We start from the raw sequence: 26,532 nt of genomic DNA, 5'->3' as shown, positions 1-26,532 counted from the left end.
AGCTCGCTCATCCACTGTCTCCTCGCAGAGCCTGAATCAGATCGCGATGCTCACATCAATGGGTCCTGACCCTAGCAACACGAAGGGATTACCCGTGCGTTGTCGTCAGATTTGCGCCGACGCGCGCAGCAAGGTTGAGGAGGGAGAGAAAAGATTATTATTGTCCAGCCATCTCGAACTTTGCAGGAATGGTAGTTACTGACGCTACTGCTTGATCTTGCAGTATCCAGCGCATCGCTATGCGATAGTGCCAAGCCGTTGCTGGCCGTGCCAAAACAATGATCCGCAAGCGCTGCCGCGTTATGATGCCTTCATCAGATCGTCACAGTGTCGCTCTTGCATTGGGATCAAATGCCGACCATCCCGTGCGGTAGGCGAGGCGTTCCAAGGCCAGCGTGCCGAGTTGCGAGTTGCCGGTCGGATTGAGACCGGGGGACCATACTGCGATGGATGCGTGGCCCGGCGCGATCGCCAGGATGCCGCCGCCCACGCCCGATTTGCCCGGCAGCCCCACGCGATAGGCGAATTCGCCGGAACCGTCATAATGTCCGCACATCATCATCAGCGCATTGATCCGCCTCGCGCGTTGAGACGATATCACCGATCGTCCGGTCGCTGGATTGATACCCTGAGCCATCAGGAAGCGGCCGGCCGCAGCGAGTTGGCGACAGTTCATCGTCAGGGCACACTGATGGACGTATGTCCCCAACACCCGGTCGACGCTATTCCCGATCGAGCCGAACCCCGACATGAAGTGCGCCAGCGCGGCATTGCGGTGTCCGGTGGCCAGTTCGGCCTGAGCGACAACGTGGTCCACGATGATGTCGTCATCGTCCGCCAATTCCCTGACGAAGCGCAGAAGCTCGGCGATGACTTCGCGCGGCTGATGGCTTGCGAGCAGTACATCGGCCACGACGATGGCACCGGCGTTGATAAACGGATTGCGCGGAATGCCCCGCTCGGTTTCGAGCTGCACGATGGAATTAAACGGACTACCCGACGGTTCGCGACCGACTCTGTTCCACAGCTGGTCGCCGACCATCCCTAGCGCGAGGGTGAGCGTGAAAACCTTTGAGATACTTTGAATTGAGAAGGGGACATCGGCATCCCCCGCCGCGTGGACGGTGCCGCCCGCCTCTATCACGGCAATTCCGAAACGCGCAGGATCGATGTCGCGCAGCAGCGGAATGTAGCTTGCGGGCGTGCCGCGATCGGGGGCTGCCGCCATTTCTGCCGCGATATCGGCAACGATTTGGGATAGACTGGTCATGCCTTGCTATGGATGATGATGCGGCTGATGGGAAATTGTGTCCGACGGACATGGCTTTGCCATCCGCCGATGCAGACCGTGTGAAAAAGCCGCGTCCGTGTTTCCACCGGTCGCGGATCGGCGTATGCTGCGGGCATGGCGTAAATTGAGTATCACTGACGTGCTTCCCTAAAACTCCGCCAGTTTGAGCTAAAGTCCGTTTTTCGTGAGGAGACGGATGTGAAGAAAAGCAGGTTCAGCGAGGAGCAGATCATCGCGGTGCTGCGCGAGCAGGAGGGCGGGATGAAGACCGCCGATGTCTCTCGGAAGCACGGGATCAGCAGCGCGACGCTCTACGCCTGGAAGGCGAAGTATGGCGGCATGGACGTGTCGCAGCACGCAAGCTGAAGGTGCTAGAAGACGAGAACACCAGCTGAAGCAGCTGCTGGCGGATGCGATGCTCGATAACGCCGTGCTCAAGGAGGCGGCAGCAATAAACTGGTGGAGCCTGCCGCTCGCCGGAGGGTTGTCGAGGAGGCTCGGCAGCGCTTCGGCATCAGCGAGCGTCAGGCATGCTCCATCTTCAGCGCGGATAGGGCGTCGGTGCGCTACGCGCCCCGGCGTAGTGATGATGGCGACCTGCGGTCACGATTGCGGGAGATCGCGGCTGAGCGTTGCCGCTTCGGCTACCGGCGGCTAGGGATCATGTTGGCTCGCGAGGGGCTGGTCATAAACCACAAGAAGCTGCTGCGGCTGTACCGTGAGGAGAACCTGCGCATCAGGCGTCGACGCGGTCGCAAGCGAGCCATGGGCACGCGAGCTCCCATGGCGCTGCCGCAAGGACCGAACCAGCGATGGAGCCTCGACTTCGTCAACGACACACTGAGCAGCGGCCGGCGCATCCGCATCCTGGCGGTAGTCGACGACTTCACGCGCGAGTGCTTGGCGCTGGTGGTCGACACCTCATTGTCAGGCGCGCGCGTCGCTCGCGAGCTCGACGCCATCATCGCCGCCAGAGGCAGGCCGCCGCTGATGATCGTCAGCGACAACGGCACCGAGCTGACCAGCCTGACGATCCTAGATGGACGCAGGAGCGGCCTGTCGAGTGGCACTATATCGCGCCGGGCAAACCGCAACAGAACGGCTACGTCGAGAGCTTCAACGGCCGCCTGCGCGACGAATGCCTCAACGAGACGCTGTTCGTGTCGCCCGGCCATGCCCGCTCGGTGCTGCGGCTCTGGCGCGACGATTACAACCATGTGCGGCCGCACAGCGGGATAGGCGGGCTGACGCCCGCCGATGCGGCTGCGCGGGTTGTGCAACACCGCCCCGATGGGCATCATGACAACCCCGGACTCCAGTTACGACTAGGGGAGCTTTGGGGAGCACGTCACTCCCATGCCCGCAAGTCGCTGTCGGCGTGAACGCAGGTCAGGATCGTCGTCGCCGCCTCGTAGAGCAGCACGCGGAGATTCGCGTCTCCGCGCCTGGAGATATGTCCGTCATAGTCGATATCGCCGGACTGGTACCGCCGGGTCGTCAGGCCGATCCATGCGCCGATCGATCGTGACCTCGCAAAGTTCGCCGGGTCTTCGATAGCGGTGGTGAAGGTCGTTGCCGTGACGACCCCGACGCCGGGGATCGGCATCAGCAACTGGCATGCCTGGCTTTGCCGGGCAGCCGCAGCGAGTTGGCGGCCAAGTTCGGCGGCACGGACGCGCATGGCCCGCCAAGCCGCCAGCATTGGAAGGATGATGCGGGCTAGCGCCTCCTCGCCCTCCAGCAGCCGGCGGACGTTCTTCTCGAACACCCCGCCCTGGCCGAGAGGCACGACCAGCTCGAAGGTTTTCATCAGACTGCGGATCTGGTTGGAGAGGCTGGTCGCCATGCGGACCAGCTTGCTGCGTCCCGCCACCAGCGTGCGCATCAGCATGCTGTCATAGCCTTTCACCCGTACTTCCCGGAAGAAGCCGATCTCGACGAGGTGCGCCAGACCGTCGGCGTCGTTCGCGTCGGTCTTGTTGGCCGCCATGTCGAGCGCTGCTTTCGCATGGCGCGCATCGATGCAGATTGCCGGCAAGCCAAGCGTGGTTAGCTCATGATAGAACCACACCGAGAGCGGGTTGGTTTCGAACATGACCCGTTCCGCATCCGGTGCGCGCTTGCGGATCAGTTCGACCAGCGCCTGCGGGTCCGAAGCGCATTTGCCGCGCCAGATCCGCTTGCACGAATGCCGTATGGAGACGGCCGTCTCTTTCAACGACACGTCCAAACCGATATACTCGGCCATGGTTGTTCTCCGTGCGACACATGGGCCCAGCGCCAATCGTGAGCCCGTTCGTCCATCCTATCGGGGAACAACCACCTGTCTGCCGGCTTCATAAAGGCACGGACTCGGGGCAGATCGCTCCGCGATTACCCCATGTTTTGGAAACGTCTGAGTCTGATGGTGAGCGGAAGGGCGGCTTTCCACATCGGGGTTGATCGTGATCACATATCACCGCGAGCAGCGCCCATGCAGCGCGACGAAGCAGTTTGTTAGGAATGTCGGTGGTATTGCAGGAGGCGTATGTATGACCGACGGACCATTAGAAGCGCAGTCTACCGCGCCGGTCGATGTGCGTCGGCACTGACATGGCGGAAACGGGGGCATTTCCTGCATCCTAGCATCCATGAGAGCTGCAAGCGGCAGCACACTCTACAGATACCACCGAGAGATGTGATAGCCGACCCAGATACGCCCGTTAGTTCCGCACGATGGCTGCGGCTTTTTCGGTACATCCCCGGTCCCAAGTCTGTGATCATGCTGCTCGTCGTAGCGGTGACACTTTGTCTTGGCACGCTTATCTATGTTCAACATGCCAACAGCCTCATCGTCGACCAGGACATGCAAACCGCCGTCGCGCTGAGCCAGATTGCTGCTCGTTTTGATCATGAAGACGGCAATCTATACCGGCTGCTGGTTGACGCATCGGCCAACGGTCGCTCATTGGATGGTGGTAAGCGTCTCGCTGATATCCGCCACAGAATCAGTGACATCAGCGCCGACCTCGCCAAGCGGCGAGAGGCGTTGGAGCCGAAGGATCGCGGGCGCGCAACGCAGGTTGTTGTTGAACTTGCCAAATATGACGACGCTGTTGCGGTGGTATCGTCGATGCTGGAGGTGGACTTTGCCGCTAGCGTAGCCATGCTCCGCCCTTTTCGCTTCAATGCGGACCGTGTTCTCATCGAAATCAAGGCGATCGCGGCGTCCGGCATTGCCAGTGCCCATCATCATGCCGAAGCAGCCGCTTGGCGCACACGCGTTCTAGTTGCAATCGTCACCGCTGCGGTTCTAATCGTGGCGGGTCTTTCCTATGCTTGGCTTGTGCTGGCTGCCGAACGAGGTGTGCAGCTGCGAGCGGAGATCAAGCGCCGGGGAATTGCTGAGCAGGAGGCACTACTGCTTGCCCGTACCGACGCCCTTACCGGCCTCGTCAACCGCCGCGAGTTTGGCACTACGCTTGAGAGCGCCATAGCGGGTGCGATGGCGGCCGGCAGCCGGTTGTCAATCATGCTGATCGACCTTGACGGTTTCAAAAACGCAAATGACACGCACGGCCATGCCGCAGGTGACACGGTCCTCAAAACCGTGGCGCACCGCCTGCATAGCGTCTTCGGTCCAGATAGCACCGTCGCACGTCTGGGTGGCGATGAGTTCGCCATCCTTGTTCTGGAGCAGCAGGGTCGCACCGAGACGATGGCACTTGCGCATCAGGCGAGCACTGCTCTTCACCAGCCACTTGCGTGGCGCAGCAACATGATCACGGTAGGGGCAAGCATCGGCATCTCGCGTTTTCCTGACGATGGAGCCGTCGCTGGCGAGCTGCTCCATGCCGCTGATATCGCGATGTACGAAGCCAAACGTGGTAACAAGGGCGGCGTCTCCCTGTTCTCTCCATTAATGGAATCCGAGCGGTTCGAGCGGCGGCGCTTGGAGCAGGAACTACGCGACGGGATCGCTCGCGGTGAGGTAAAGCCGTTTTACCAGCCGATCGTCCGCTTCTGCGATGATGGCTTGTGCGGCTTTGAGGTTCTTGCTCGCTGGCAGCATCCGCGTCTTGGGCTGTTAACGCCGGACGCCTTTATCCGGCTTGCCGACAGTACCGGTCAGATTACTGCCATGACCAAATCGATCCTGCGACAGGCTTGTATTGATGCCCGACAGATCCCCAGTCACCTGCGGCTGGCGGTGAACATCTCACCAACCCAGTTCGAAGAGCCGGGTTTGGCCGAGGCGCTGATCGCTATCATCCATACCGAGGGCTTATCGCCGACGCGTTTTGAGATTGAGATTACTGAGGATGCGGTAATGGATGACATCGCCGCTGCCGAACGCTTGCTATCAACGTTTCGCAAAAGCGGCATCTCGATCGCTCTTGACGATTTTGGTACTGGCTATTCCAGTTTGTCGAACCTTCGTCGTCTTAAGTTCGATAAGATCAAGATCGACCAGAGCTTCGTCAAATCGATCTCAGACAGCGTCGAGAGTGAAAAGCTAGTCGACGCGATCATTTCGCTCGCTCGCAGCTTCGATATGAAGGTGACAGCAGAAGGAATCGAGGATGCAGCTGCAGCGGCACTGTTGTCGCGCAAGGGGTGTACTCAGGGTCAAGGCTACTTCTTTGGAAAGCCTGTGGCATTTGGTCAGGTCGCCGAGATGCTTAGCACGCCAAGGGACGCTGCAGCATAATCATCCGAGACGGGTGGTTGTTGACTGACATGACCCCCGTTTCTTCATCCACGTGGAACTAGAGACCGAACCTTGAAGGGACGGACGGAAAGAAGCGGAAGCAGTTTTCTGAAGAGCAGATCATCGGCATCCTGAAGGAGGCCGAGGCGGGTGCAGTGGTGACGGAGCTGTGCCGCAAGCACGGTATGTCGAGCGCGACCTACTATGCATGGAAGGCGAAGGTCGGGGGCCTGGAGGTATCTGACGCGAAGCGTCTGCGGTCGCTCGAAGAGGAGAACGCCAGGCTCAAGCAGTTGCTTGCGGACACGATGCTCGACAACGCGGGGTTGAAAGATTTGCTGTAAAAAAAGTGGTGACGCCCGCCGCGAAGCGGCAAGCAGTCGCGCATCTCCAGACGACGCTGGAAATGAGCGAGCGGCGGGCGTGTGCCGTGGTCGAGGCGGACCGTACGAGCATGCGGTATCGCTCGTGCCGGGCGGATGATGGCGACCTGGGGTCGCGTTTGCGTGAGCTGCGCAGCAGCGTCGGCGGTTCGGCTATCGACGGCTGCACATTTTGCTGCATCGCGACGGGATCACGATCAACCGCAAGAAGACCCAGCGGCTCTACCGTGAGGAGGGTTTGACGGTCAGGCGCCGGAAGGGACGAAGGCGCGCCACAGGCAGTCGGGCGCCTGCACCTGTGCTGGCACTTCCCAACCAGCGCTGGAGCCTCGACTTCGTCCACGACCAGCTCGTCACCGGCCGACGGTTCCGCGTGCTCAACATCGTCGATGACGTAACACGGGAGTGCCTTCGGGCGGTGGTGGACACGTCGATCTCGGGCCGGCGGGTCGTGCGCGAGTTGGCCGATCTTATCGCCGAACGCGGCAAGCCGAAGATGATCGTCAGCGACAATGGTACCGAACTGACGTCGAACGCGGTACTCGCCTGGAAGAGATGTCGGCGTCGAGTAGCATTACATCGCGCCGGGCAAGCCGACACAGAACGGGTTCGTCGAGAGCTTCAATGGTCGCATGCGCGACGAACTGCTCAACAAGACGCTGTTCTTCACCATCGGTCAGGCCCACTCGATCCTGGCGCGCTGGAATGACGACTACAATACCGAGCGGCCGCACTCGTCGCTCGGCTACGCTACCCGGCTGCGTTCGCTGCCGGGACTCGAACAGCAACGGGCGGGGTTAACCCCACCCGTTGCCTCAACTGCGCTCATGCGCGACAACACCGGCCGGTCTCTGGTTGCCGTTGGCTGAAAGACTGGGGTCATGTCATTAGGCGTGCGTTCAGATCTAGTCTGAGGATCACCCTTCTTACAGCCCGCCAGCCGCCCTTCGAACGTCATCCTATTCAGAAAACAAAACGCACACCAGTGCGCACGCGACGATCCGCAGCTATCGGCGATACTGCAGCGCCGCCGGCCAACGATAGGTTTTCGCCTGCAGCAAACACTTCAAGCGCGCGGGTGAGACGAAAACCGACGCGAGCATCAAGGGCTAGCGCATCGTCGACGCGGTAGAGGAGGAGCTGGGGCTTTGAGGAGAAGGCAAACTGGCGGCTGGCAGAGGTGTAACGAGCCACGCCGGTAAGCGACAGCCGACCAACGTTATAGCTCATTGTGACACTGGCCTTGTGAATCGGTGTAGTTGACTTTGGTGACAAGGCATAAGGGATTGGTAGCGCCAGCGACGTCAGCTGCTCGTCGGTATGGGTCCAGGTATAGTTCCCACGCCAGGCGAGGCTGCCGATTGCACCCCATGCAGATAGCTCGGTTCCATAGGTGGTGTAATTACCCGTCGTTTCAAACCGTGCGACAAGCGATGGAAGCGGCGATAGAAACAGTTCGGTTTGCAGACCATCACCTGGAGAGGCGATCGCATTTTCGGTACGTGTGAGAAATGCGGTGGCGTCAAGGTGACTGGCGCCGAGCACGCGACTGTAGCCGATCTCGCCGCTCCACATCAGCACGGGCGAAATACGTGGCGAGCCCGCGACAAAGATCGGAATTGGCGAAGACGTGACGATTGGCAGGCGCGTTCCAAAGTTGACCAGCGAAGGCAATTGGTAGCCGCGACCACCATTGATGCGCAGCAGGCCCTGCTCATCGGTATGGATCAGCAGCGCAGCATTGAAGCTGAACCGGGTAAATCTGCGATCAAAATCACGCGGGTCGTCATAGGCGGGCTGGGTGATCATACCCGACTGATGCAGCCAGAGCTGGTCTAGCCGCCCGGCAATGGTCAGCGCGAAACGGTCGTCCGGATGCAGGTCGAGCATGGCATTGCCGGATGCCACATCATAGGCGACGCGCTTGGCAAACTGATAGACAGACAGCAGCCGGTTGTTGCGGTACTCGACCCCGAGCCGCAGTGTGTTGACACTGTCCAATCGCACCAGCGTGGATGCCTGGGTGACGATGATCCTGTTTCTGAGCACGATCGGATCGGTAGGGTTGGCCGTCGTTCCAACCCCATATTCAGCATCGAGCCAGTTGATGTAGCCATTTACAGTTAGGCCGCCCCAGCCGGTATCATGGGCGGCTGAGCCATGAACGTTGCTGCTACGATAGTGCTGGTTGGACAGCAGCTGGCTTGGCAGATACTCGATCTGGCTGTTGGTGGCGTGGCCACCGCCGATGATGGTCTCCAGCCCGTTGAACGAGCCGGTGACATCGCCAGAGATCTGATCACTGGCAACATCAAAGATCTGGGTAGGCTGGACGAGCCTGGAAGGGATGTCACGCTCGTCCTCGCGTGCGTGAGCGCCAGCCAAGCGGATCCCGATCATCGGGGCAACGGGCAACGTCACTGATCCTGCCACTTTGCCGATCCCGTGATTGCCGAGCTCCGCCGTTGCGGCTGCCGACGGCGCGTCCCCCACCCGTCGGGTAATGATGTTGATAACCCCGCTGGCGGCATTGAACCCGAACAGGGCGTTGGCAGGACCGCGGATCAGCTCGATCTGCTGGATCTCGTCAAGTTGAACGCCCAGCAAGTTCCAGTCGGTCATACCATAGTGGTCAAGATAGACCTGTCGGCCATCGACCAGAACCAGCAGCCGGGCATTGTATGTCTGCACCCCGCCACGCACAGCGACATCGCTCTGGCCGGCTGTCCAGCGATTTACATCGACGCCGGCGTAAGTCTTGAGCAATCCGGGTACGTCGCGGGCGGGTGAGTGAGCAATATCCTCGCGCGTGATGATAACGGTGGACGCGGGTAGTTCGGAGGCGCGCTGCGGCTTGCCGGTGACACTGGTCGTCACCTTCTCGCCGAGCGTATCCTGCAGATTCTGATAGTCCACTGCCTGGGCAAGCGCCTGCGCTGGGGACAGTACAATGCCGGCCAGTAGAAGAACGCGGAGACGGATAAGAGAGGCAGATATGCGCATTCAGATTTCCTTGATCAGCATGAGGAATGCCGATCCGAAGCGGATATTGGCGGCTCGAGCTGCGGCTCGGTTGACGGTGATCTGGATCTGGGGCGAGGCGGTGACACCGACGACGCAGTAGCCGCTTTGGACACAAGAGCGGTCCGAGGAGATGGTAAGGACCGACGAGCGGTTTGCGGCCATCGCAATGCCGGACTGCTCTGCACGAAGGCCCGCTGTCACAAATGCCACCTTATACCCGGACAGCGTGCTCATTGCTGAGACGGACACCCGGCGGACTCGGAGGATACTGCGACGGGCAACAAGTCCGGACCCCACCGCACGCTCGATCGCGCCTGCCTCCGCCTCCGAGACCGGATCGCCAGGTTCATAAATAATGGCGGCCGAAACCGCGCCTATGGGACTCGGCTGAAGGAATGAGACAACGCGTACGGCAATCGGTACGTTGAGTTCCGCAGCCAGCGGCGTCGCGCAACCAAGCGCGACGAGGCCGATCGCCAACGTCAAAGGCTTCAACAAAACAGTTCCCCGCGCACAGCGCTTTGGCGCTTCAACGTGTGGTGACAGCGGGAACTCTACGTCTGGTTAATGGATGCCGGTTGAAGGTATGCGGTCTCGCCCGATCGCGCCCTGATCCTCTCGACGCCTGGAGCGGCACCCTCGATCTCCAACAGCTCGATATTAGCGCTGTTTCCGAGACGGACGATGCGCGTTGCGACGATCCGCTGGTACTCATCCAGCGCGACCGTCGACGCCAGGTCTTCGGGCGACCGGTGCGGCTGACCGCCCGACACCGTGTCATAAGCGATCGCAGCATCGAAGGCCTCCCGCAGGAACCGGGTTGCCGCCTCAATTTCGGGTGCCGCGATTCCGATGTGCGATCGAGGCGTGAATGGTGGTAAGGAAGGTCGGCACCGCATCCGGGTCGGCGGAGGTTCAGTTACGCGACGCGCCGGTTTGGACCGGCTCATCCTCATGGTCGAGGCTTACGGCGCGGCGAGCAGCAGGTTCCTCGACGGATACGGACGAACCGTACGAATGATCATGCCCTGGCTCGAGTAATTCCGTCGATGCTCGGGGGGGACGGCGTCGGCAGCCGTGCCCGCCTCGCGGACTTTATCGCAGCGCCTACGATCGAACATGCCGGGGCTTGAGGGTGCGCTGCTGCTCGCCCGTCGTGCCGCAGTCAAGGAGAATACGTCGCCCCGACGATGCGCGCGTCGGGGCGGATCGGCAGAGCGTCCGCATCGCTGAGGCCCATAGACGCAGCCGCGTTCGGCGCGTGCGTCAACATGCCGTGCTTGCGGCAAAGCTCCGTCACCAATGAGACCGCCTCGGCCTCCTTCATGATGCTGATGATTGGTCTTCCAGAAGCTGATTCCGCTTCATTCCGTCCGTCCCTTCGACGGCCGGTATCTCGTTCCAGGTGGATGAAGAAATGAGGGTCACGTCAACCCTTGGCATCTGTCCGCATCTTAACTGCACGGGGATCGGGGATCAGCAGCCACGATCGCATCGGACCGTCGGATGACGAGTGCATACGGCAATTCGATATGCCGGGTTTCCCGTTTGGCAGCTGCGTATTGCTGGACCAGTTCGGCTAGGATCAGCACGCCTTGCGTAGCCATGTCGACGATGGGTTGGTGGATCGTCGTCAACTCGGGATAGGTCGTCGTTGCGATCCAGCTGTCGTCGAAACCGCAGACGGTCAGGTGCGAGGGTACCTCCAACCCAAGCCGGTGCGCCGCGGTCAGTGCACCAGCCGCCATGTCATCGTTGCTGGCGAAAATCGCGGTCGGTCGATCGGTGAGCGCCAGCAACCGCTCCGCCGCATGCAACCCCGAACGGTAGGTAAAATCGCCCTGGGCGATCAGCGCCGGATCGGCACCTACGCCGGCCGCAGAAAGGGCTTTCATGAACCCGGCTTGCCGGGCGTGACTAGCCGCCAGTGCAGGCTCGCCGACGATGAAGCCGATACGGCGGTGACCAAGCGCAAGCAAATGGTCGGTCATCGCGCTTGCGGCACCGACCTCGTCGATAAAAATTGCCGACAAATTGAGCGCTCGGTTGTCGGTGGAGATCAGTAATACCGGAATATCGAGCGCTTGCGCCAAGGTGAGCAGGCGTAGTGAATCGCAAAGCGGAGGGGTAAGCACCGCGGCATCGATCCCGCTTGCGATCAGCGTGCGGAAAACGTCTTCGTCGGTGTCGTTGAGCAGGCATCCGCGCGAGATTAACTGCACATCCATCGCTGAAGCCTGATCGAGCGCGCCCATCAGGAAATCGATGATGTAGGAGCTGCGCGGCAGATTGTAGAGCACGCCGAAGCGGAGCTGGCGCGCACCTGACAGCATCCGCGCCGCGCGACTTGGCGTGTAGTGCAGATCGGCGATGATCTGTAGCACCCGCTCCCGTGTGGCATTCTTGACGCTCCACGGCGCGCTAAGCACACGGGAAACCGTCATCTTCGATACACCCGCGGCACTTGCGACATCGTTGATCGTGGGAGCGCCACGCTGTTGCGCACTGCTGCTCTTGGGCTTGCGCAAACTGCCGGTCATTAGGGCGACATCGCCCAAGTGCCCATTCCGGTCAACATGTTGCGCATCAGTCTGACGCTGCGCAATCCACTTGCTCGTATTTTTATATCTGTTACCGGTAACGTGAAGGCGGCGGGACAGTCGTTGGTTTTAGGGTAGGGAAGGGGATCAAAATGCGCACGAGCGTAGGGTTGAAATTCGCTTGCTCGACTTCGGTATTGGCGGTTTCCGCCGCGATGGGGATCGGCACGGCGGCGGCGCAGACCGTGGCGCCGGAACAGGCTGCCGTGCAGGTAGGCAGCGCGCCGGCCGGTGCCGCGCAGGCGGATAATGCGCAACCGGCCGTTGTCGCGCCGGCTCAGGCCGCGGAGGGGGCGGATGATGCTGCGCTGAACCCCGACCGAGACATCGTTGTCACCGGCGTGCGCGCCAGCCTTGATCGGGCGATCAGCATCAAGCGCAATTCCACGGGTGTGGTCGATGCGATCTCTGCCGAGGATATCGGTAAATTTCCCGACACTAATCTCGCGGAATCATTGCAGCGGGTTACGGGCGTGTCGATCGACCGCGTCAACGGCGAGGGGTCGCAGGTGACGGTGCGCGGCTTCGGCCCGGGCTTCAACCTCGTCACGCTCAACGGACGCACCCTGCCGTCTGCGAGTGTCGGCGCGATCAGCGCCGGCGACGGTGCCGATTTCGCGACTGGCACGTCGCGGTCGTTTGATTTCTCCAACCTCGCTTCGGAAGGCGTCAATACGCTCGAAGTCTATAAAACGGGCCGCGCGGCAGTGCCCTCGGGCGGGATCGGCGCGGCGATCAACGTCATTACCCGTCGCCCGCTCGACAGCCGCGAGACCGGTCTCAACGGCACGATCGGTGCCAAGGCGCTCTACGACACCAGCGCCGACCTGCGGCTCGACAAGGCCGCGCACGTTACGCCCGAAACGTCTGGTCTGATGAGCTGGTCGAACGAGGATCGTACCATCGGCGTGTCGATATTCGGCAGCTATCAAAAGCGCAATTTCACTACCCGCGGCGCGACCGTCGCATACTGGAATATCCGTAGCTTCGACCAGTTTCGGGATACCAGCAACGGCTTCATCAATCCGCAGACGAAGATTACCAATCTGCCGGCGAGCGGCAGTCAGTTGGTCGCAGTGCCCAATGACAGCAGCTATTTCTATTCGGAAGGTAAGCGCGAGCGGATCAACGCCGCCGCCACGCTGCAATTCAAGCCAATGGACAATGTGACGATCACCGCCGACGCGCTGTTCGCACAAAACCGGCAGCGTGACGTGCGCACCAATCAGGGCAATTGGTTCAACCGGCCGTTCGCGCAGGTGACGTTCGACCAGAATCCCGTCGTCGCCACAACGCAATTTCTGCAGGAGACGATCGCTGGTGTGAAGGACGCGGGTTTCGCGCAGCAGGATCGCGCGCTGAAGAACCGGTTGCAGGATTATGGCGGCAATCTTAAATGGGAACTGACCGACCGGCTGACGCTGTCGGTCGACGGCCACTACGGCAAGGCGGAAAGCCTGCCCGACAATCCCAACGACAACAGTTCCAACATCACGACGATCGCCGCGCCGGTGGTCGCGGCACAAAGCGCCGATTACGGAGGCGATGTTCCTGTGCAGACGATCACGCTCGACGATGCGCTGCGCGGCAACAACAACGGCGTGCTCGATATCGGCGACGTCGGCACGCAGATGTCACGCTTCATCCGCTCGTCGCAGACCCAGTCGCTAAAGGAGATCCGCGCCGATCTCGGCTGGCAGCTCGACGATGCCGGCAGTCGGCTCGATTTCGGCGGCGACCTTCGCAACCAGACGGTGACGCAGCTCGCCAGCTTCAGCCAGCAGGTGCTGGGCGACTGGGGGGTCGGCAATCCGGGCGATATCCAGCGTACCGCGCCCGGGCTGCTCCAGCAATTCTGCCTGACCTGCCAGTTCCGTCACTTCGATGCCGGTGCCACGGGCGCGTCGCTGATTGCCTTCCGCGCGCCGGCGACTGCGCTGATCAATGCGCTGTCACCGGTCTATGCCGCGGCAGGCAATCCGATCTTCTCCACTGGCCAGCAGAACAACCGGGTCCGCGAGAAGATCGCCGCGGCTTACGGCCAGGTGACGTGGAAGGCGGACATCGCCAACCGGCCGGCGACGCTGGTCGCCGGCGTGCGCTACGAAAAGACGACGGTCTTTTCCTCGTCGGTCGTCGCGGTACCCGCGGCGATCCTGTGGACTGCGGACAACGACTTCACGCTGACCGTGTCCAACCAGCAGCAACTGGTCACGCAAACGGGCTCTTACGAAAACCTGCTGCCGTCGATGGATTTCCAGGTCGAGGTGGCGCGGAATCTGATCGGTCGCCTGTCGTTCAGCCGCACGATCGCACGGCCCGATTTCGGCAACCTGTTCTCAGCCAGTTCGGTCGGCATCCCAGGCCGCGCCACCGCGGTCGGCGGCTTCGCGCCGGGGGCGACGGGCAATGCCAATCTGTCGCCGCTGATCTCCGACAATATCGATGCATCACTGGAATGGTATTACAAGCCGTCGAGCTTCGTCTCGTTCGGCTTCTTCGACAAGCGCGTCCAAAATTTCGTCGGCACCGGCCAGACCAGCCAGAACCTGTTCAGGCTGCGCGATCCGGCGAGCGGCGCGGCGGGTACGCGCTCCGGCACCGCCAAGACGGCATTGCAGGGAATCGGCGCCGATATCAGCGACGTCAATCTGTTCACTATGACCGCGCTGCTTCAGCAGACCGGCAACATCAACACCGCGGTGCAGCAGTTCCAGGCCAATCGTGTCAACGGTGCGCTGACGCAGGCGTTCATTGACAAGACGTTGCAGGCGGTGGACATCATCGCCAACGGCAGCGATCCACTATACCAATTCTCCGTCACTCGGCCGATAAACAACCGCGAAGGCAAGATCCACGGTTTCGAGGCGGCCTTTCAGCATTTTTTTGGTGATACCGGGATCGGCGTGGCGGCGGCCTATACCTATGTCCGCGGGGATGTAGGCGTCGATGTCGGCGCCGATCCCAGCGTCGATCAATTCGCGCTGCTCGGGCTCAGCGACACCGCCAATGCGACGTTGATCTACGACAAATACGGCATCTCGGCGCGACTGGCATATAATTGGCGCGACCGGTTCCTGCAGGCGACCAACCAGGGCGGTGACCGCAATCCGTTGTTCGTCGCACCGTTCGGCCAGCTCGATATGAACATCAGCTATGACCTTTCGCCGAAATGGTCAGTGTCTTTCGAGGCGATAAACCTCACCGAGGAGAGCGTCCGGACCTACAACCGGTCCAAGGCAAACCTCGCTTATGCCCAGGAACTCGACCGCCGCTTCCTGATCGGTGTGCGGACCCGGTTCTGAGCAAAGGCATGGCAAGGATGACCCGAACGGCGCTGCTCAACAATGTCGATCACGGCGCATTGCGCGTCGCGATCGGGCAGGGCGCGGCGTTCGGGGATGCCGTCAACCAGATGCTGCTGGTACCGACTGAATTTCTCGACGCGCAGCGAGACTATCCCATCCTGTTCCGCCACGACGACGAGGCCGGGTGGGGGGCGGTCGCGCTGCTCGGGTTCGACCAGAACGAGAATCTCTTCCTGGGCGTCGACGGCTGGCAGGATCATTATATTCCGGCGGTCCAGCGGCGCGGGCCGTTCATCATCGGTATCGAGGCGGGGGATCATGACGATCCGAAGATTCGCATTGCGCTCGATGATCCGCGCGTTGGCGCGCCGGACGGGCGGTCGCTGTTCCTGCCGCAGGGCGGCGAGGCGCCGTATCTGGTGCAGGTCCGCGATGCGCTCGCAACGCTGCACGCGGGAGTAGCGGCGGTGGTGCCGATGTTCGCAGCATTCGATGCGGCAGGGCTGCTGATGCCGGTCCGGCTCGATATCGAGGTCGACGAGGCGGGTAAATATCGCATCGAGGATTATTGGACGATCGACATCGGACGGTTGGCCACGCTCGACGGCGAGACGCTGGTGCGGCTCAATGCGGCGGGGCATCTTGCGCTCGCCTTTGCCGTGGTGGCGTCGCTCGGCACCATCCAGCGGCTTATCGCGCGCAAGCGGGCGCTGCGATGCTGCTGACCCGCACCGCCCCCGCGCCGCGTAGATGCCGGGCCATCGAATCGACTGCGATGCCGATCGACCCCGCCGCGCTGGTTCGCGAAAATCGCCCGGTCATCCTGCGTGGCGGCACCCGCCACTGGCCGATGGTTCAGGCAGGACGCCGCTCGGCGCGGGAAGCGGCGAAGTATCTGTCGGCGTTCGATGCCGGCGCTGCGCTCGTCCGCTATGTCGGCGACGCCACGATCCGTGGCCGCTTCTTCTACGACGCGATGCTCACCGGCTTCAACTTCACCACCGACCGCGTCGCGCTCGCCCGCCATCTCGACGATCTGTTCGTAGAGGCGACGCAGGCCGCGCCGCGCGCGCTGTACGTCGGCTCGACCGACGTCGACGCCTTCCTGCCCGGGCTGGTTGACGAAAACGTCCTTTGGGCCGATTTCGGCCCCGCGCTACCGACCGTCAGCCTGTGGCTCGGCAACCGCACCGTCGCGGCGACGCATTACGACACGTCACATAATCTCGCGTGCTGCGCGGTCGGCCGGCGGCGCTTCACGCTGTTCCCGCCCGATCAGGCGAGCAATCTCTATCCGGGCCCGCTAGAGCCGACGCCTGGCGGGCAGGCGGTCAGCATGGTCGATCCCGCCGCACCCGATCTCGATCTTTATCCCCGCTTCGCCGAAGCACTGGCCGTAGCCGAGATCGCCGATCTCGAACCCGGCGACGTGCTCTTCTACCCGGCGCTGTGGTGGCATCAGGTCGAGGCGCTCGATGACATTAACGTGCTGGTCAACTACTGGTGGAGCGAGGGGCCGGCGCATCAGGATGCGCCGATGGGAGCGCTGCTTCACGCACTCCTGGCGTTGCGTGACCGGCCGGCGGCGGAACGGCAGGCGTGGCGCGCTTTGTTCGACCATTATATCTTCGACGACGCCGGCACCGCGGCGGACCATTTGCCGCCGCACGTGCGAGGGCCGCTTGCCCCGCTCGACGACGCGACCGCGCGACGGCTGCGCGCCCTGCTGATCGGCAGGCTCAACCGATGAGCGGCGCGAGCGATCGGCCGCCGCTGCATCGCGTGGTGATCGTTGGCGGCGGTACCGCGGGCTGGATCGCTGCCGCGGCGCTGGCGCGCAACCTCGGTCCGCTACTCGACATCGTGCTGGTTGAATCGGAGGAGATCGGCACCGTCGGTGTCGGCGAAGCGACGATCCCGACCGCTGCGACCTTCCACCGGCTTGCCGGGATCGACGAGCGCACGTTCATGGCGGCGACCGGCGCGACGTTCAAACTGGGCATCGCATTCGAGGATTGGGCGCGGCTCGGCGACCGCTACATGCATTCGTTCGGCCGGGTCGGCCATGCGACGTGGATGGGCGATTTTCAGCATTTTTGGCTTGCCGCGCGCGCGGCGGGCGATGCCACTCCACTGGGCGCCTATAGTTTGGAGACGCAAGCGGCGGAGGCGAGCCGGTTCGCGGCAGGGCCGGGGGCGATCGGGGCCTATGCCTATCATCTCGATGCCGGCCGCTACGCCCGCTTCCTGCGCGACATCGCCGAGGCGGCTGGGGTGGGGCGCATTGCCGGTACGATCCGCACCGTTGATCGTCATGGCGAGGGCGGCGATATCGCCGCGTTGCTGCTCGAAGATGGTCGTCGCGTCGCGGGTGACCTGTTCATCGATTGCACGGGCTTTCGCGCGCTGCTCGCCGGCCAAACCCTGGGCGTCGGGTTCGACGACTGGCAGCATTGGCTGCCCACCGACACCGCACTCGCGGTGCAGACCCGTGCGGTCGAGCCCCCCCGCCCCTACACCCGTGCGATCGCGCATGAGGCGGGCTGGCAATGGCACATTCCGCTGCAACACCGGGTCGGCAACGGCATCGTCTTCGCCTCCGCGTTCATGGAGGAGGGAGCGGCGCGCGGACGGCTGCTAAGGGGGATCATGGGCGAGCCGCTCGGTGACCCGCGCTCGATCCGGTATCACACCGGGCGACGCATGGCGGCATGGTCGCATAATTGCGTTGCGCTCGGCCTGTCATCGGGGTTCGTCGAGCCGCTGGAATCGACCAGCATCCACCTCGTCATGACCGGCATCACGCGGTTGGTGCAGCAATTCCCGTTTCACGGCGTCAGCGACGCCGGCCGCCGCCGCTTCAACGCCGAGGCGCGTTCGGAGTTGGAGAGTGTGCGCGATTTCGTCATCCTCCATTACAAGGCGACCGAGCGCGACGACACGCCGTTCTGGCGCTATTGCCGTGCGATGGTGGTGCCGGCCACGCTGGCGCAGCGGATCGCCCTGTTCCGCGAACACGCGCAAGCCTACCAGCGCACCGACGAGCTGTTCCGTGTCGATAGCTGGGTACAGGTTCTGATCGGCCAGCGCATCGAGCCCACGGCGTGGCATGCGCTCGCGCGGCTGCTGCACCCGGCCGAATTGGCCCGCGTGCTCGCCGAACAACGCGCCGCGATCGCCGCCCGCGTCGAGCGACTCCCCGCCCACGCTGACTTCGTCTTCCGCCATTGCGCCGATGCAACTGCCGCGCCTGCGATCACCTCCTGACCAACGACAATGGAAACATTTATGCCGCCGATTGGCTTTCTCCCACGCCTTCGCCACACCCTGTTGCTTGGCTCTGCCATACTGGCGCCTCTTTCGACCACGGCGCAGGTCTATAAGGACGCAGACGCGCCGATCGAAAAGCGCGCCGAGGATCTGGTCGCGCGCATGACGCTCGACGAGAAGGCGCGGCAGATGCAGAATGCCGCACCGGCGATCCCGCGGCTCGATCTGCCGGCGTACGACTGGTGGAACGAGGGGCTGCACGGCCTGGCGCGCGCCGGCGAGGCGACCGTCTTCCCGCAGGCGATCGGCATGGCCGCGACCTGGGACAAGGACCTGCTCAAGGCGGAGGGCCGGGTGATCGCCACTGAGGCGCGGGCGCGCTACAATCAGGCGCAGCGCGAAGGCAATGTCGACCGCTATTTCGGGCTGACGATCTGGTCGCCCAACATCAATATCTTCCGCGATCCGCGCTGGGGCCGCGGCCAGGAGACGCTCGGCGAGGACCCCTATCTGACCGGCACGCTCGGCACCGCCTTCGTCGAGGGGATGCAGGGCGATGATCCGCGTTACTACCTCGCGATCGCGACTCCCAAGCATCTCGCGGTCCATTCGGGTCCCGAACCGCTCCGCCACGGCTTCAACGTCGATGTCGCGCCGCAGGATTTGACCGAGACCTATCTGCCTGCCTTCCGCCGCACGATCACCGAGGGCAGGGCCGCGTCGCTGATGTGCGCCTATAATGCCATCAACGGCAGGCCTGCCTGCGGCAGCACGCTGCTGCTCAAGGATTATGTCCGCGATGACTGGGGATTCAAAGGCTTCGTCACATCGGATTGCGGCGCGATCGACGACATGGTCAGCGGCCACAAGACGCAGAAGGATTGGGAAGAGGCGTCGGCGGTCTCGATCAAGGCGGGCACCGATACCGGTTGCAACTTCAAGGACGAATATCTCGCCATCCCAAGCGCCGTCCGGCGGGGGCTGCTAGCCGAGCGCGACGTCGATACCGCGGTGAAGCGGTTGATGATCGCGCGCATCCGGCTCGGCATGCTCGATCCGGCCGGGCGCAATCCCTATGCCGCCGTCCCTTATGCCGAGAACCACAGCGCAGCGCATCGCGCGGTCGCATTGCGCGCGGCCCGGGAGTCGATCGTGCTGCTCAAGAACGACGGCCTGCTGCCGGTCGCCACCAGCGCGCGCCGCGTGCTGGTGGTCGGTCCCGCCGCCGCGAGCCGCGAGGCGCTCAGCGGCAATTACAAGGGCACGCCGGTCGGCCAGGCGCTGCCGGTCGACGGCATCGCCACCGCACTGGGGGCGGAGCGGGTGCGCTTTGTGCAAGGCTCGCCCTTCGTCGAGCCGGTCGCACTCACCGTGCCGCGCACCGTCTTCGGTCCGCAAGGCGTCACCGCGCGCTTCTGGAACGGCATCGGCTTTGCAGGGCCGGTGATCGCCATCCGCACCGAAAGGGAGATCGACAACGACTGGAACGGCGTGTCGCCGGCACCCGGCGTCGACAGGACCGCGTTCTCCGCCGAATATAGCGGCACGCTGACCGTGCCGGCGACGGGCGAATACGTTTTTGAGATCGGCGATCGCCGCTGCGACTGGTCGGAGGACCAGCAGACCTATGTGCTGAGCATCGAGGGGCAGCCGGACGTGCGCGCAACGTCGAAATGCTTCACCGGCGTGCCGCTGGCGACGCCGCCGATCCAGATGGAAGCGGGCCGCCCCCGCGCGTTCCGTCTGGCCTTCACGCATCATTCCCCGCGGCTCGGCGCCGGGCTGACGCTGACCTGGAAGCCGCGCCCCGACGCACTGTTGCAGGAAGCGGTCAAGGCGGCCGGCGATGCCGACATGATCGTCGCGATGGTCGGCCTCACCGCCGGGCTCGAAGGCGAGGAGATGAAGGTCGACGCCCCCGGCTTCAATGGAGGCGATCGCACCACGATCGCCTTGCCGGCGGTGCAGCAGCGTCTGCTCGACGCGCTTGTCGCAACCGGCAAGCCGGTGGCGATCATCGGTATATCGGGATCGGCGTTAACTTATGGCGCGGCGGGCAAACAGGCGAAGGCGGTATTGCAGGCCTGGTATGGTGGCGAGGCGGCAGGGCAGGCGATCGGCGAGGTGCTGGCCGGCACGGTCAATCCCTCCGGCCGCCTGCCGGTGACCTTCTACGCCTCGGCCGACCAACTGCCGCGGTTCGGCGATTATTCGATGAAGAACCGCACCTATCGCTATTTCACCGGCCAACCCGATTATGCCTTCGGCCACGGCTTGAGCTATACCAAATTCGGCTATTCCGGGCTTGCGGTGCGACCGACGATCCGGGCGGGGCAGGGGGCGAGGGTCGCCGTCACCGTACGTAACGCGGGCAGCGTCGCGGGCGATGAGGTGGTACAGCTCTACGTCGCGCCGACCGAGCGCGCCGACCTGCCGGACCGGTCGCTCAAGGGGTATCAGCGGGTGCGGCTTGCGCCGGGCGAGAGCCGGCAGGTGCAGTTCACGCTGGACCCGCGCGACATCGCCTTTGCCGATGGCAGGGGGGACATGCGCGTGACCGCGGGCCGCTATCGCTTATGGGTCGGCGGCGGCCAGGAGGGGACTGGTGCGCCCGGCACCGCTGCGGACGTCAGCGTTGCGGGCAGCAAGCTCCTGCCGCGGTGAGCCGGGCGATGGCGGCGCATCCTGACGAGACCGCGGCGATCCCGCGCGGCCCGACTCTGGCCGATGTCGCGCGGCTGGCCGGCGTATCGATGATGACCGTGTCGCGGGTGGCCAATAATTGCCCGAACGTCCGTCACACGACCCGCGAGCGGGTCGACGCGGCGATCCGGCGGCTTAACTACCTGCCCAATACCGAGGCGCGGACGCTTGCCAGCGCGCGCTGCCGCATCGCATTGTGCCATGGCGCGGGGCGGACGCCGTATCTCGGCGAAATCCTCGCCGCCGCGCTGAAGCAGAGCAGTGAGAGTGGCGTGCATCTAATCGTGGTCGATTTCGACGACGACGGCAGTGACGCTGCGGCGGCAGCACGGGTGGCGACCAACAGGGTCGATGCGGTGTTGCTCTGCTGGCCGCTTTGCGAAGTGCCGGCGGTACGCGACGCGATAGGCGCGGCGGAGCTGCCCTGCGCCGTACTCGCGCCCGGTTACGGCAGCGGCGATCTCACGGTCGACGACCAGGCCGCGGCGCGTGCGATGACCGAGCATCTGTTGCGCCTCGGACATCAACGCATCGCCTTCATCGGCGGCGATCCCGCAGAGGCTGCCAATCACCGTCGCCTTGCCGGCTATCGCGAAGCACTGGTGGCGGCGGGATTAGATTCCCTGGGGCCGGTGCTAATGGGGCATGGCGATTATCGCACCGGTCTGGACGCGGCGGCGGAGTTGCTCGTGCAGCCCCTACCGCCAACCGCGATCCTCGCCAGCAGCGACGAGATCGCCGCTGCGATCGTCGCGACCGCTCATGGCCGCGGGCTCGACGTTCCTGCCGATCTCACGGTATGCGGGTTCGGTGACTCCGCTGTTGCACGGGCAATATGGCCGCAATTGACGACGTTATGCCCCCCGGTCGCAGAATTGACCCGCGAGACGGTTTCGCTGCTGGAACGAGGTGTCCGACGCAAGACAGCGCACACACCACCGCCGCAAACCGTGCTTCATTACCGCATCGTCCGTCGTCAGTCCGATGCCGCGCCACGTCTGTTCAACGACCGTGCTACCCGTAACGGCGTGGATCATTTTTAAATGTAGAGCGAAAAGTTCACCGGAGCAGTGGCTAATTTTCTTTGCGGAGTTCAAGCAGGCGCGCTACGAAGGCTCATTGACGCCAGTCGGGCTCGAGCGTCCGTTCATCGTGCATTCTGGCTATGGTTGCGGCATCAATTGGGGCAGCGTATCGGTCGATCCCGAGCGCGGTATCTTGGTCGTGTCATAAATGAATCTGTCGACCAAATCGCAGCTTATAAACCGCGCCGAAGCCAACCGTCGCGGCAACGTCTTGGAGCCGACGCACGAGCCGGTGACACGCCCTACGGCGCCACTAACGGCCCATTTCAGACTTTACTAGGCGTTCCCTTGCACATCACTGTCCTGGGGCAGCATGTCGGCGGTCGATCTACGCACCGGCCGGGTGCTCTGGACGAAGCCATTCGGCACGGGGCCAGACACGGGGCCGCTCGGCATCCACAGCCATGTCCCCTTCACGATGGGCGTGCCGTTCTCGGGCGGGGGCACCACGACACGGGGCCGGCTGACGTTCATCGCCGCGTCGGTCGAGCAGGCGATCCGCGCTCACGACGTGTCGACCAGTGCCGAGCTTTGGAAAGCGCGTCTGCCCGCGGGCGGTCAAGCGACGCCGATGACGTACCGTGCGCCCAGCGGTCGCCAGTTCGTCGTCATCGCCTCCGGCGGCAAGCCGACGCTCAAGACGACGCAGGGCACCAAGCTGGTCGCCTACGCGCTGCCTGTCGACGGCACCGCCCGCTGATATCCGAGGAGACCAAGATGACCCCGTGCAAAGCAATCCTCTTGACCGCGCTGCTGATCGGCAACACCCGCATCGCAGTGGCGCAGACAGCGGCACCGCAGCCGAGTGTGAACAAAGCAAGTGCCGTCGCTCCGAAACTCGGCCCGGCGCAATATTTCACTGGCAAGGTGACGGTCGCCGAACTGGTCAAACCGACGCCACCCGGACGCGCCGGCACCGGGCTCGTCGCCTTCCAGCCCGGTGCGCGCAGCAACTGCACACGCTCCCGGCTGGACAGACGCTCTACGTCACCAAGAGCTGCGGCTAGACGCAGCGCGAGGGCGGCGAGGTCGAACGGATTTGCAAGGGCGATACGGCCTATGTGCCGGCTGGCGTGCGTCACTGGCATGGTGCGACCGATAAGACGGCGATGACGCACCTGTCGATCGCCGAGACGGTCGATGGTCGCAACGTCGATTGGGCGGAGCCGGTAACCGAAGCCGAGTTCCATGGACCGGAGCGATGATCCTACCAACCGCTTCGGGCGTCCGTTCTCTTCGATTGGGCGCCATGTCCATGGCCGTGACACTGTGTGCCCCTGTCAGACATTTGGGTGTAGCCGGGCCTCACGCCTGAGGCAGGTCTGGCATGGCACGGCTCTTGCTGATCCGTTCCGGAACACCTGAGAAGGCCGAGATGAGGAAGATCGTGAACCCATGACGAGCGACATCCGGGAACCGGGCGTGCCGGGGCTGGCAGCGGCCCGTCGGTGGCTGAGCGGCGGGCGCAAACGGCTGCTGATCGGCGGCCGATGGTCGGAAGCGCGCGCGGGCGCCTGGTTCACGACGATGAATCCGGCCACCGAGCAGTCGCTGGGCGAGATCGCGAAGGCGGATACGGACGATGTCAACGATGCCGTGACGGCGGCACGGGCGGCCTTCGAGCACAGGTCGTGGAGCGCAATGAGCCCCCATGACCGCACCCGTCTGCTGCTCCGCATCGCCGATCTCGTTGAGGCGAACGCGGACGAGCTCGCCGTGCTGGAGACGCTCGATAACGGCACGCCGATGACGAACTCCACCAAGTGGATCGCGTCCGGCGCGAACAGCTTCCGCTATTACGCCGGCTGGCCGACGAAGATCCTCGGGTCGACTAATCCGAGCGATCCGTCGCGCTTCATCTACATGCTGCGGGAGCCGATGGGCGTCTGCGGGCTCATCAACCCGTGGAACGCGCCGTTCACGATGGCGGCGAACAAGATCGCCCCCGCGCTGGCGTGCGGCAACACCGTCGTCATGAAGCCCGCCGAGCTGACCTCGCTGACCGCGATCAGGCTGTGCGAACTCATCGAGGAGGCGGGCACGCCCCCCGGCGTCGTCAACCTCGTCTGCGGATCGGGAACGGTGGCGGGCGCCGCCATCGCGGCGCATCCCGGGATCGACAAGGTCGCGTTCACCGGCTCGACCGGCATCGGACGGCAGATCCTCGAAGCGAGCACCGGCAACTTCAAGAAGGTCACGCTGGAGCTCGGCGGCAAATCGCCCAACATCGTCTTCGCGGATGCCGACCTCGACGCGGCCGTGCCCGCCGCCGTGAACGGCTTCTGCCGCAACTCGGGGCAGATCTGCTCGTCGGGCACCCGGCTGTTCGTGCACAGGGACCTCGTCGAGGAGGTGACCGAGCGCGTCGCCGCCGCGGCGACCGGCTGGAAGATGGGGTCGCCCCTCGATCCGGACGTCCAGCTCGGTCCCGTCATCTCCGACAAGCAGATGGCAAGCGTGCTTTCCTACGTGGACGTCGGCCGCGACGAGGGCGCCGAGCTGCGGCTTGGCGGCAATCGCGTCGGCGACGTGGGATATTTCGTGGCGCCGACCGTGTTCGGCGGCGTCTCCAACGGCATGCGCATCGCGCAGGAGGAGATATTCGGCCCCGTCCTGGTCGTCATCCCATTCGACGACGAGGCGGATGCGGTGAAACAGGCTAACGCGTCGATCTACGGCCTGGCGGCGGCGGTGTGGACGCGGGATGTCGGCCGCGCACACCGCGTCGCCCGTGCGCTTCAGTCGGGGCGGGTGTGGATCAACACCTATGCGGAGGTCGATGCCGCGATGTCGATGGGCGGCTACAAGCAGTCGGGCATCGGCCGCGAGATGGGCGCCGAGTCGATCGAGGCCTATACCCAGTCCAAGTCCGTGCTGATGCGGCTGTGAACGGAACCGAGCGCGCATCGGCGCGGACAACCGAGGGATTATCGATGGAAAGCACGTCTCCGCGCAGGAGCGGACCGCTGGCGGGGATCAAGGTGGTCGACCTGACCGCGGTCGTGATGGGTCCCTATGCCACCCAGATCATGGCCGACCTCGGTGCGGAGGTCATCAAGGTCGAATCGCCCGAAGGCGACATCATGCGCTGGGTCGGTCGGGACGGATCGAGGGGGATGGGGCCGATCCACCTCAACCTGAACCGCGGCAAGGAGCATGTCGCCCTCGACCTCAAGCGGCCCGAGGCGCTCGCGCTTCTCCTCGACCTCGTCCGCGATGCCGACGTGTTCGTGCATGCGATGCGGCCGAAGGCGATCGAGCGTCTCGGCCTCGGCTACGACGCAGTCCGCTCGGTGAAGCCCGACATCGTCTATTGCGGCGCCTATGGCTACGGCGCCGACGGGCCCTATGGCGACGATCCGGCTTATGACGACCTCATCCAGGGATTGTCCGGCTTCGCGGCGCTGGGAACCCAGCTTGCGGGCGAGCCGCGCTTCTTTCCCACCCTGGTCGCCGACAAGGTATGTGGGCTGACGCTCGCCTACGCGGTGCTGGCGGCGCTGCTGCATCGCGAACGCTCGGGAGAGGGGCAGAAGGTCGAGGTCCCGATGCTGGAGACCATGGTGCAGTTCATGATGATCGAGCATCTCGGCGACCGCACGTTCGGCCCGCAGTTTCCGGTCGGTTACGCGCGCGTCATGTCGCAGCTACGCAAGCCGCACCGTACGAAGGACGGCTTCGTCTGCGCGCTGCCCTATCACAACAGAAACTGGCGCGACTTCTTCGCGATCGTGGGCCGACCGGAACTGATCGACGACGAGCGTTTCTGCAGCCAGAGCGCGCGGAGCCAGAATTACGAGGTGCTCTACCGGATGCTCGGGGAGTTCATCGGCGAGGAGACGACTGCTTACTGGCTGGAGAAGCTGAAGGCGGCGCACATCCCCGTCGCGCCCGTAACGCCGCTCGACGAATTGCAGGCCGATCCCCATCTGGCCGCGGTCGGCCTGTTCAGCCAGGTGCCGCACCACGACGCCGGCGAGATCACGGCCATCCGCTCGCCGATCGGCTTCTCCGCGACGCCGGCGGCGATGGGCAAGCCGGCGGCGCCGGTCGGCAGCGATACGACCGCGGTGCTGCGGCGGCACGGACTGACCGAGGAGCAGATCGCGGACCTCGTCGCGGACGGCGTCGTCGTCGCCGCGGCCTGAGCGGAAAACCGAGAGACCAAGAGGAGGCAG

15 protein-coding genes and 4 pseudogenes are annotated in these 26,532 nt (G+C 63.7%); 13 read left to right on the top strand and 6 right to left on the bottom strand.

Annotated elements, in window-relative coordinates; translation table 11 throughout:
• Positions 1–322: 322 nt before the first annotated feature.
• Positions 323–1,270 carry a glutaminase gene (locus tag AC07U4_RS22680; RefSeq protein ID WP_495197215.1) on the bottom strand — a complete coding sequence of 316 codons (948 nt, stop codon included), beginning with the start codon at positions 1,268–1,270 and terminating at the stop codon, positions 323–325.
• Between the two features lie 219 nt (positions 1,271–1,489).
• Between AC07U4_RS22680 and AC07U4_RS22675 the strand changes: the two are divergent.
• Positions 1,490–2,673 (top strand): annotated as a pseudogene (locus AC07U4_RS22675) (IS3 family transposase).
• Here AC07U4_RS22675 and AC07U4_RS22670 read toward each other — a convergent pair.
• Positions 2,646–3,539, bottom strand: a pseudogene (locus AC07U4_RS22670) (IS110 family RNA-guided transposase); the annotation flags it as partial. The pseudogenes AC07U4_RS22675 and AC07U4_RS22670 overlap by 28 nt on opposite strands.
• Positions 3,540–4,052: 513 nt before the next feature.
• Here AC07U4_RS22670 and AC07U4_RS22665 point away from each other — a divergent pair.
• A complete protein-coding gene (locus AC07U4_RS22665) occupies positions 4,053–5,981 on the top strand; it encodes a putative bifunctional diguanylate cyclase/phosphodiesterase (RefSeq protein WP_495197214.1) in 1,929 nt (642 codons plus the stop codon).
• 119 nt (positions 5,982–6,100) lie between these two features.
• Positions 6,101–7,233, top strand: a pseudogene (locus AC07U4_RS22660) (IS3 family transposase).
• Positions 7,234–7,327: 94 nt separating this feature from the next.
• Here AC07U4_RS22660 and AC07U4_RS22655 read toward each other — a convergent pair.
• From AC07U4_RS22655 to AC07U4_RS22640, 4 genes are all read right to left on the bottom strand, one after another.
• Positions 7,328–9,367 carry a TonB-dependent receptor plug domain-containing protein gene (locus tag AC07U4_RS22655; protein ID WP_495197213.1) on the bottom strand — a complete coding sequence of 680 codons (2,040 nt, stop codon included), beginning with the start codon at positions 9,365–9,367 and terminating at the stop codon, positions 7,328–7,330.
• Positions 9,368–9,868, bottom strand: coding sequence for a YfiR/HmsC family protein (locus tag AC07U4_RS22650; RefSeq protein WP_495197212.1), 501 nt, complete (start codon positions 9,866–9,868; stop codon positions 9,368–9,370).
• 685 nt (positions 9,869–10,553) lie between these two features.
• Positions 10,554–10,715, bottom strand: coding sequence for a hypothetical protein (locus AC07U4_RS22645; RefSeq protein WP_495197211.1), 162 nt, complete (start codon positions 10,713–10,715; stop codon positions 10,554–10,556).
• 127 nt (positions 10,716–10,842) lie between these two features.
• Entirely contained in the window at positions 10,843–11,946 is a 1,104-nt protein-coding gene (locus AC07U4_RS22640) for a LacI family DNA-binding transcriptional regulator (RefSeq protein WP_495197210.1), read from the bottom strand.
• Positions 11,947–12,080: 134 nt separating this feature from the next.
• On the opposite strand from AC07U4_RS22640, the gene AC07U4_RS22635 reads away from it, so the two are divergent.
• The 10 genes and pseudogenes from AC07U4_RS22635 (at position 12,081) to AC07U4_RS22590 (ending at position 26,502) form a co-directional block, all read left to right on the top strand.
• A complete protein-coding gene (locus AC07U4_RS22635) occupies positions 12,081–15,293 on the top strand; it encodes a TonB-dependent receptor (protein ID WP_495197209.1) in 3,213 nt (1,070 codons plus the stop codon).
• 17 nt (positions 15,294–15,310) lie between these two features.
• On the top strand, positions 15,311–16,021 hold the full coding sequence (locus tag AC07U4_RS22630) for a SapC family protein (RefSeq protein WP_495197208.1): 711 nt from the start codon (positions 15,311–15,313) through the stop codon (positions 16,019–16,021).
• 50 nt (positions 16,022–16,071) lie between these two features.
• Complete coding sequence (locus AC07U4_RS22625) at positions 16,072–17,046, top strand: cupin-like domain-containing protein (protein WP_495197207.1); 975 nt, start codon at positions 16,072–16,074, stop codon at positions 17,044–17,046.
• Positions 17,043–18,563: a tryptophan halogenase family protein gene (locus AC07U4_RS22620; RefSeq protein WP_495197206.1), complete on the top strand. Its 1,521-nt coding sequence runs from the start codon at positions 17,043–17,045 to the stop codon at positions 18,561–18,563. The genes AC07U4_RS22625 and AC07U4_RS22620 overlap by 4 nt, the downstream gene beginning before the upstream one ends.
• Positions 18,564–18,584: 21 nt before the next feature.
• Positions 18,585–21,230 carry a glycoside hydrolase family 3 C-terminal domain-containing protein gene (locus AC07U4_RS22615; protein WP_495197205.1) on the top strand — a complete coding sequence of 882 codons (2,646 nt, stop codon included), beginning with the start codon at positions 18,585–18,587 and terminating at the stop codon, positions 21,228–21,230.
• Positions 21,231–21,238: 8 nt separating this feature from the next.
• On the top strand, positions 21,239–22,312 hold the full coding sequence (locus AC07U4_RS22610) for a LacI family DNA-binding transcriptional regulator (RefSeq protein WP_495197204.1): 1,074 nt from the start codon (positions 21,239–21,241) through the stop codon (positions 22,310–22,312).
• On the top strand, positions 22,254–22,502 hold the full coding sequence (locus AC07U4_RS22605) for a hypothetical protein (RefSeq protein ID WP_495197203.1): 249 nt from the start codon (positions 22,254–22,256) through the stop codon (positions 22,500–22,502). Before AC07U4_RS22610 ends, AC07U4_RS22605 begins: the two co-directional genes overlap by 59 nt.
• 147 nt (positions 22,503–22,649) lie before the next feature.
• Positions 22,650–23,054 (top strand): annotated as a pseudogene (locus AC07U4_RS22600) (membrane-bound PQQ-dependent dehydrogenase, glucose/quinate/shikimate family); the annotation flags it as partial.
• Positions 23,055–23,749: 695 nt separating this feature from the next.
• A complete protein-coding gene (locus AC07U4_RS22595) occupies positions 23,750–25,243 on the top strand; it encodes an aldehyde dehydrogenase family protein (protein WP_495197202.1) in 1,494 nt (497 codons plus the stop codon).
• Positions 25,244–25,287: 44 nt separating this feature from the next.
• Complete coding sequence (locus AC07U4_RS22590) at positions 25,288–26,502, top strand: CaiB/BaiF CoA transferase family protein (protein ID WP_495197201.1); 1,215 nt, start codon at positions 25,288–25,290, stop codon at positions 26,500–26,502.
• Positions 26,503–26,532 lie beyond the last annotated feature (30 nt).

It is taken from the genome of Sphingomonas sp. GW821-FHT02B09 (assembly GCF_059421875.1).
Note: the sequence above shows the minus strand (reverse complement) of the source record. Positions and strands in the feature narration are given on the sequence as shown.

Coding starts and splice junctions, on each gene's coding strand:
- AC07U4_RS22595 (WP_495197202.1), top strand. CDS start 23,750: ATGACGAGCGACATCCGGGAACCGGGCGTGCCGGGGCTGGCAGCGGCC.
- AC07U4_RS22635 (WP_495197209.1), top strand. CDS start 12,081: ATGCGCACGAGCGTAGGGTTGAAATTCGCTTGCTCGACTTCGGTATTG.
- AC07U4_RS22615 (WP_495197205.1), top strand. CDS start 18,585: ATGCCGCCGATTGGCTTTCTCCCACGCCTTCGCCACACCCTGTTGCTT.
- AC07U4_RS22645 (WP_495197211.1), bottom strand. CDS start 10,715: ATGAAGGAGGCCGAGGCGGTCTCATTGGTGACGGAGCTTTGCCGCAAG.
- AC07U4_RS22605 (WP_495197203.1), top strand. CDS start 22,254: ATGCCGCGCCACGTCTGTTCAACGACCGTGCTACCCGTAACGGCGTGG.
- AC07U4_RS22680 (WP_495197215.1), bottom strand. CDS start 1,270: ATGACCAGTCTATCCCAAATCGTTGCCGATATCGCGGCAGAAATGGCG.
- AC07U4_RS22665 (WP_495197214.1), top strand. CDS start 4,053: ATGCTGCTCGTCGTAGCGGTGACACTTTGTCTTGGCACGCTTATCTAT.
- AC07U4_RS22630 (WP_495197208.1), top strand. CDS start 15,311: ATGACCCGAACGGCGCTGCTCAACAATGTCGATCACGGCGCATTGCGC.
- AC07U4_RS22620 (WP_495197206.1), top strand. CDS start 17,043: ATGAGCGGCGCGAGCGATCGGCCGCCGCTGCATCGCGTGGTGATCGTT.
- AC07U4_RS22590 (WP_495197201.1), top strand. CDS start 25,288: ATGGAAAGCACGTCTCCGCGCAGGAGCGGACCGCTGGCGGGGATCAAG.
- AC07U4_RS22625 (WP_495197207.1), top strand. CDS start 16,072: ATGCCGATCGACCCCGCCGCGCTGGTTCGCGAAAATCGCCCGGTCATC.
- AC07U4_RS22655 (WP_495197213.1), bottom strand. CDS start 9,367: ATGCGCATATCTGCCTCTCTTATCCGTCTCCGCGTTCTTCTACTGGCC.
- AC07U4_RS22610 (WP_495197204.1), top strand. CDS start 21,239: ATGGCGGCGCATCCTGACGAGACCGCGGCGATCCCGCGCGGCCCGACT.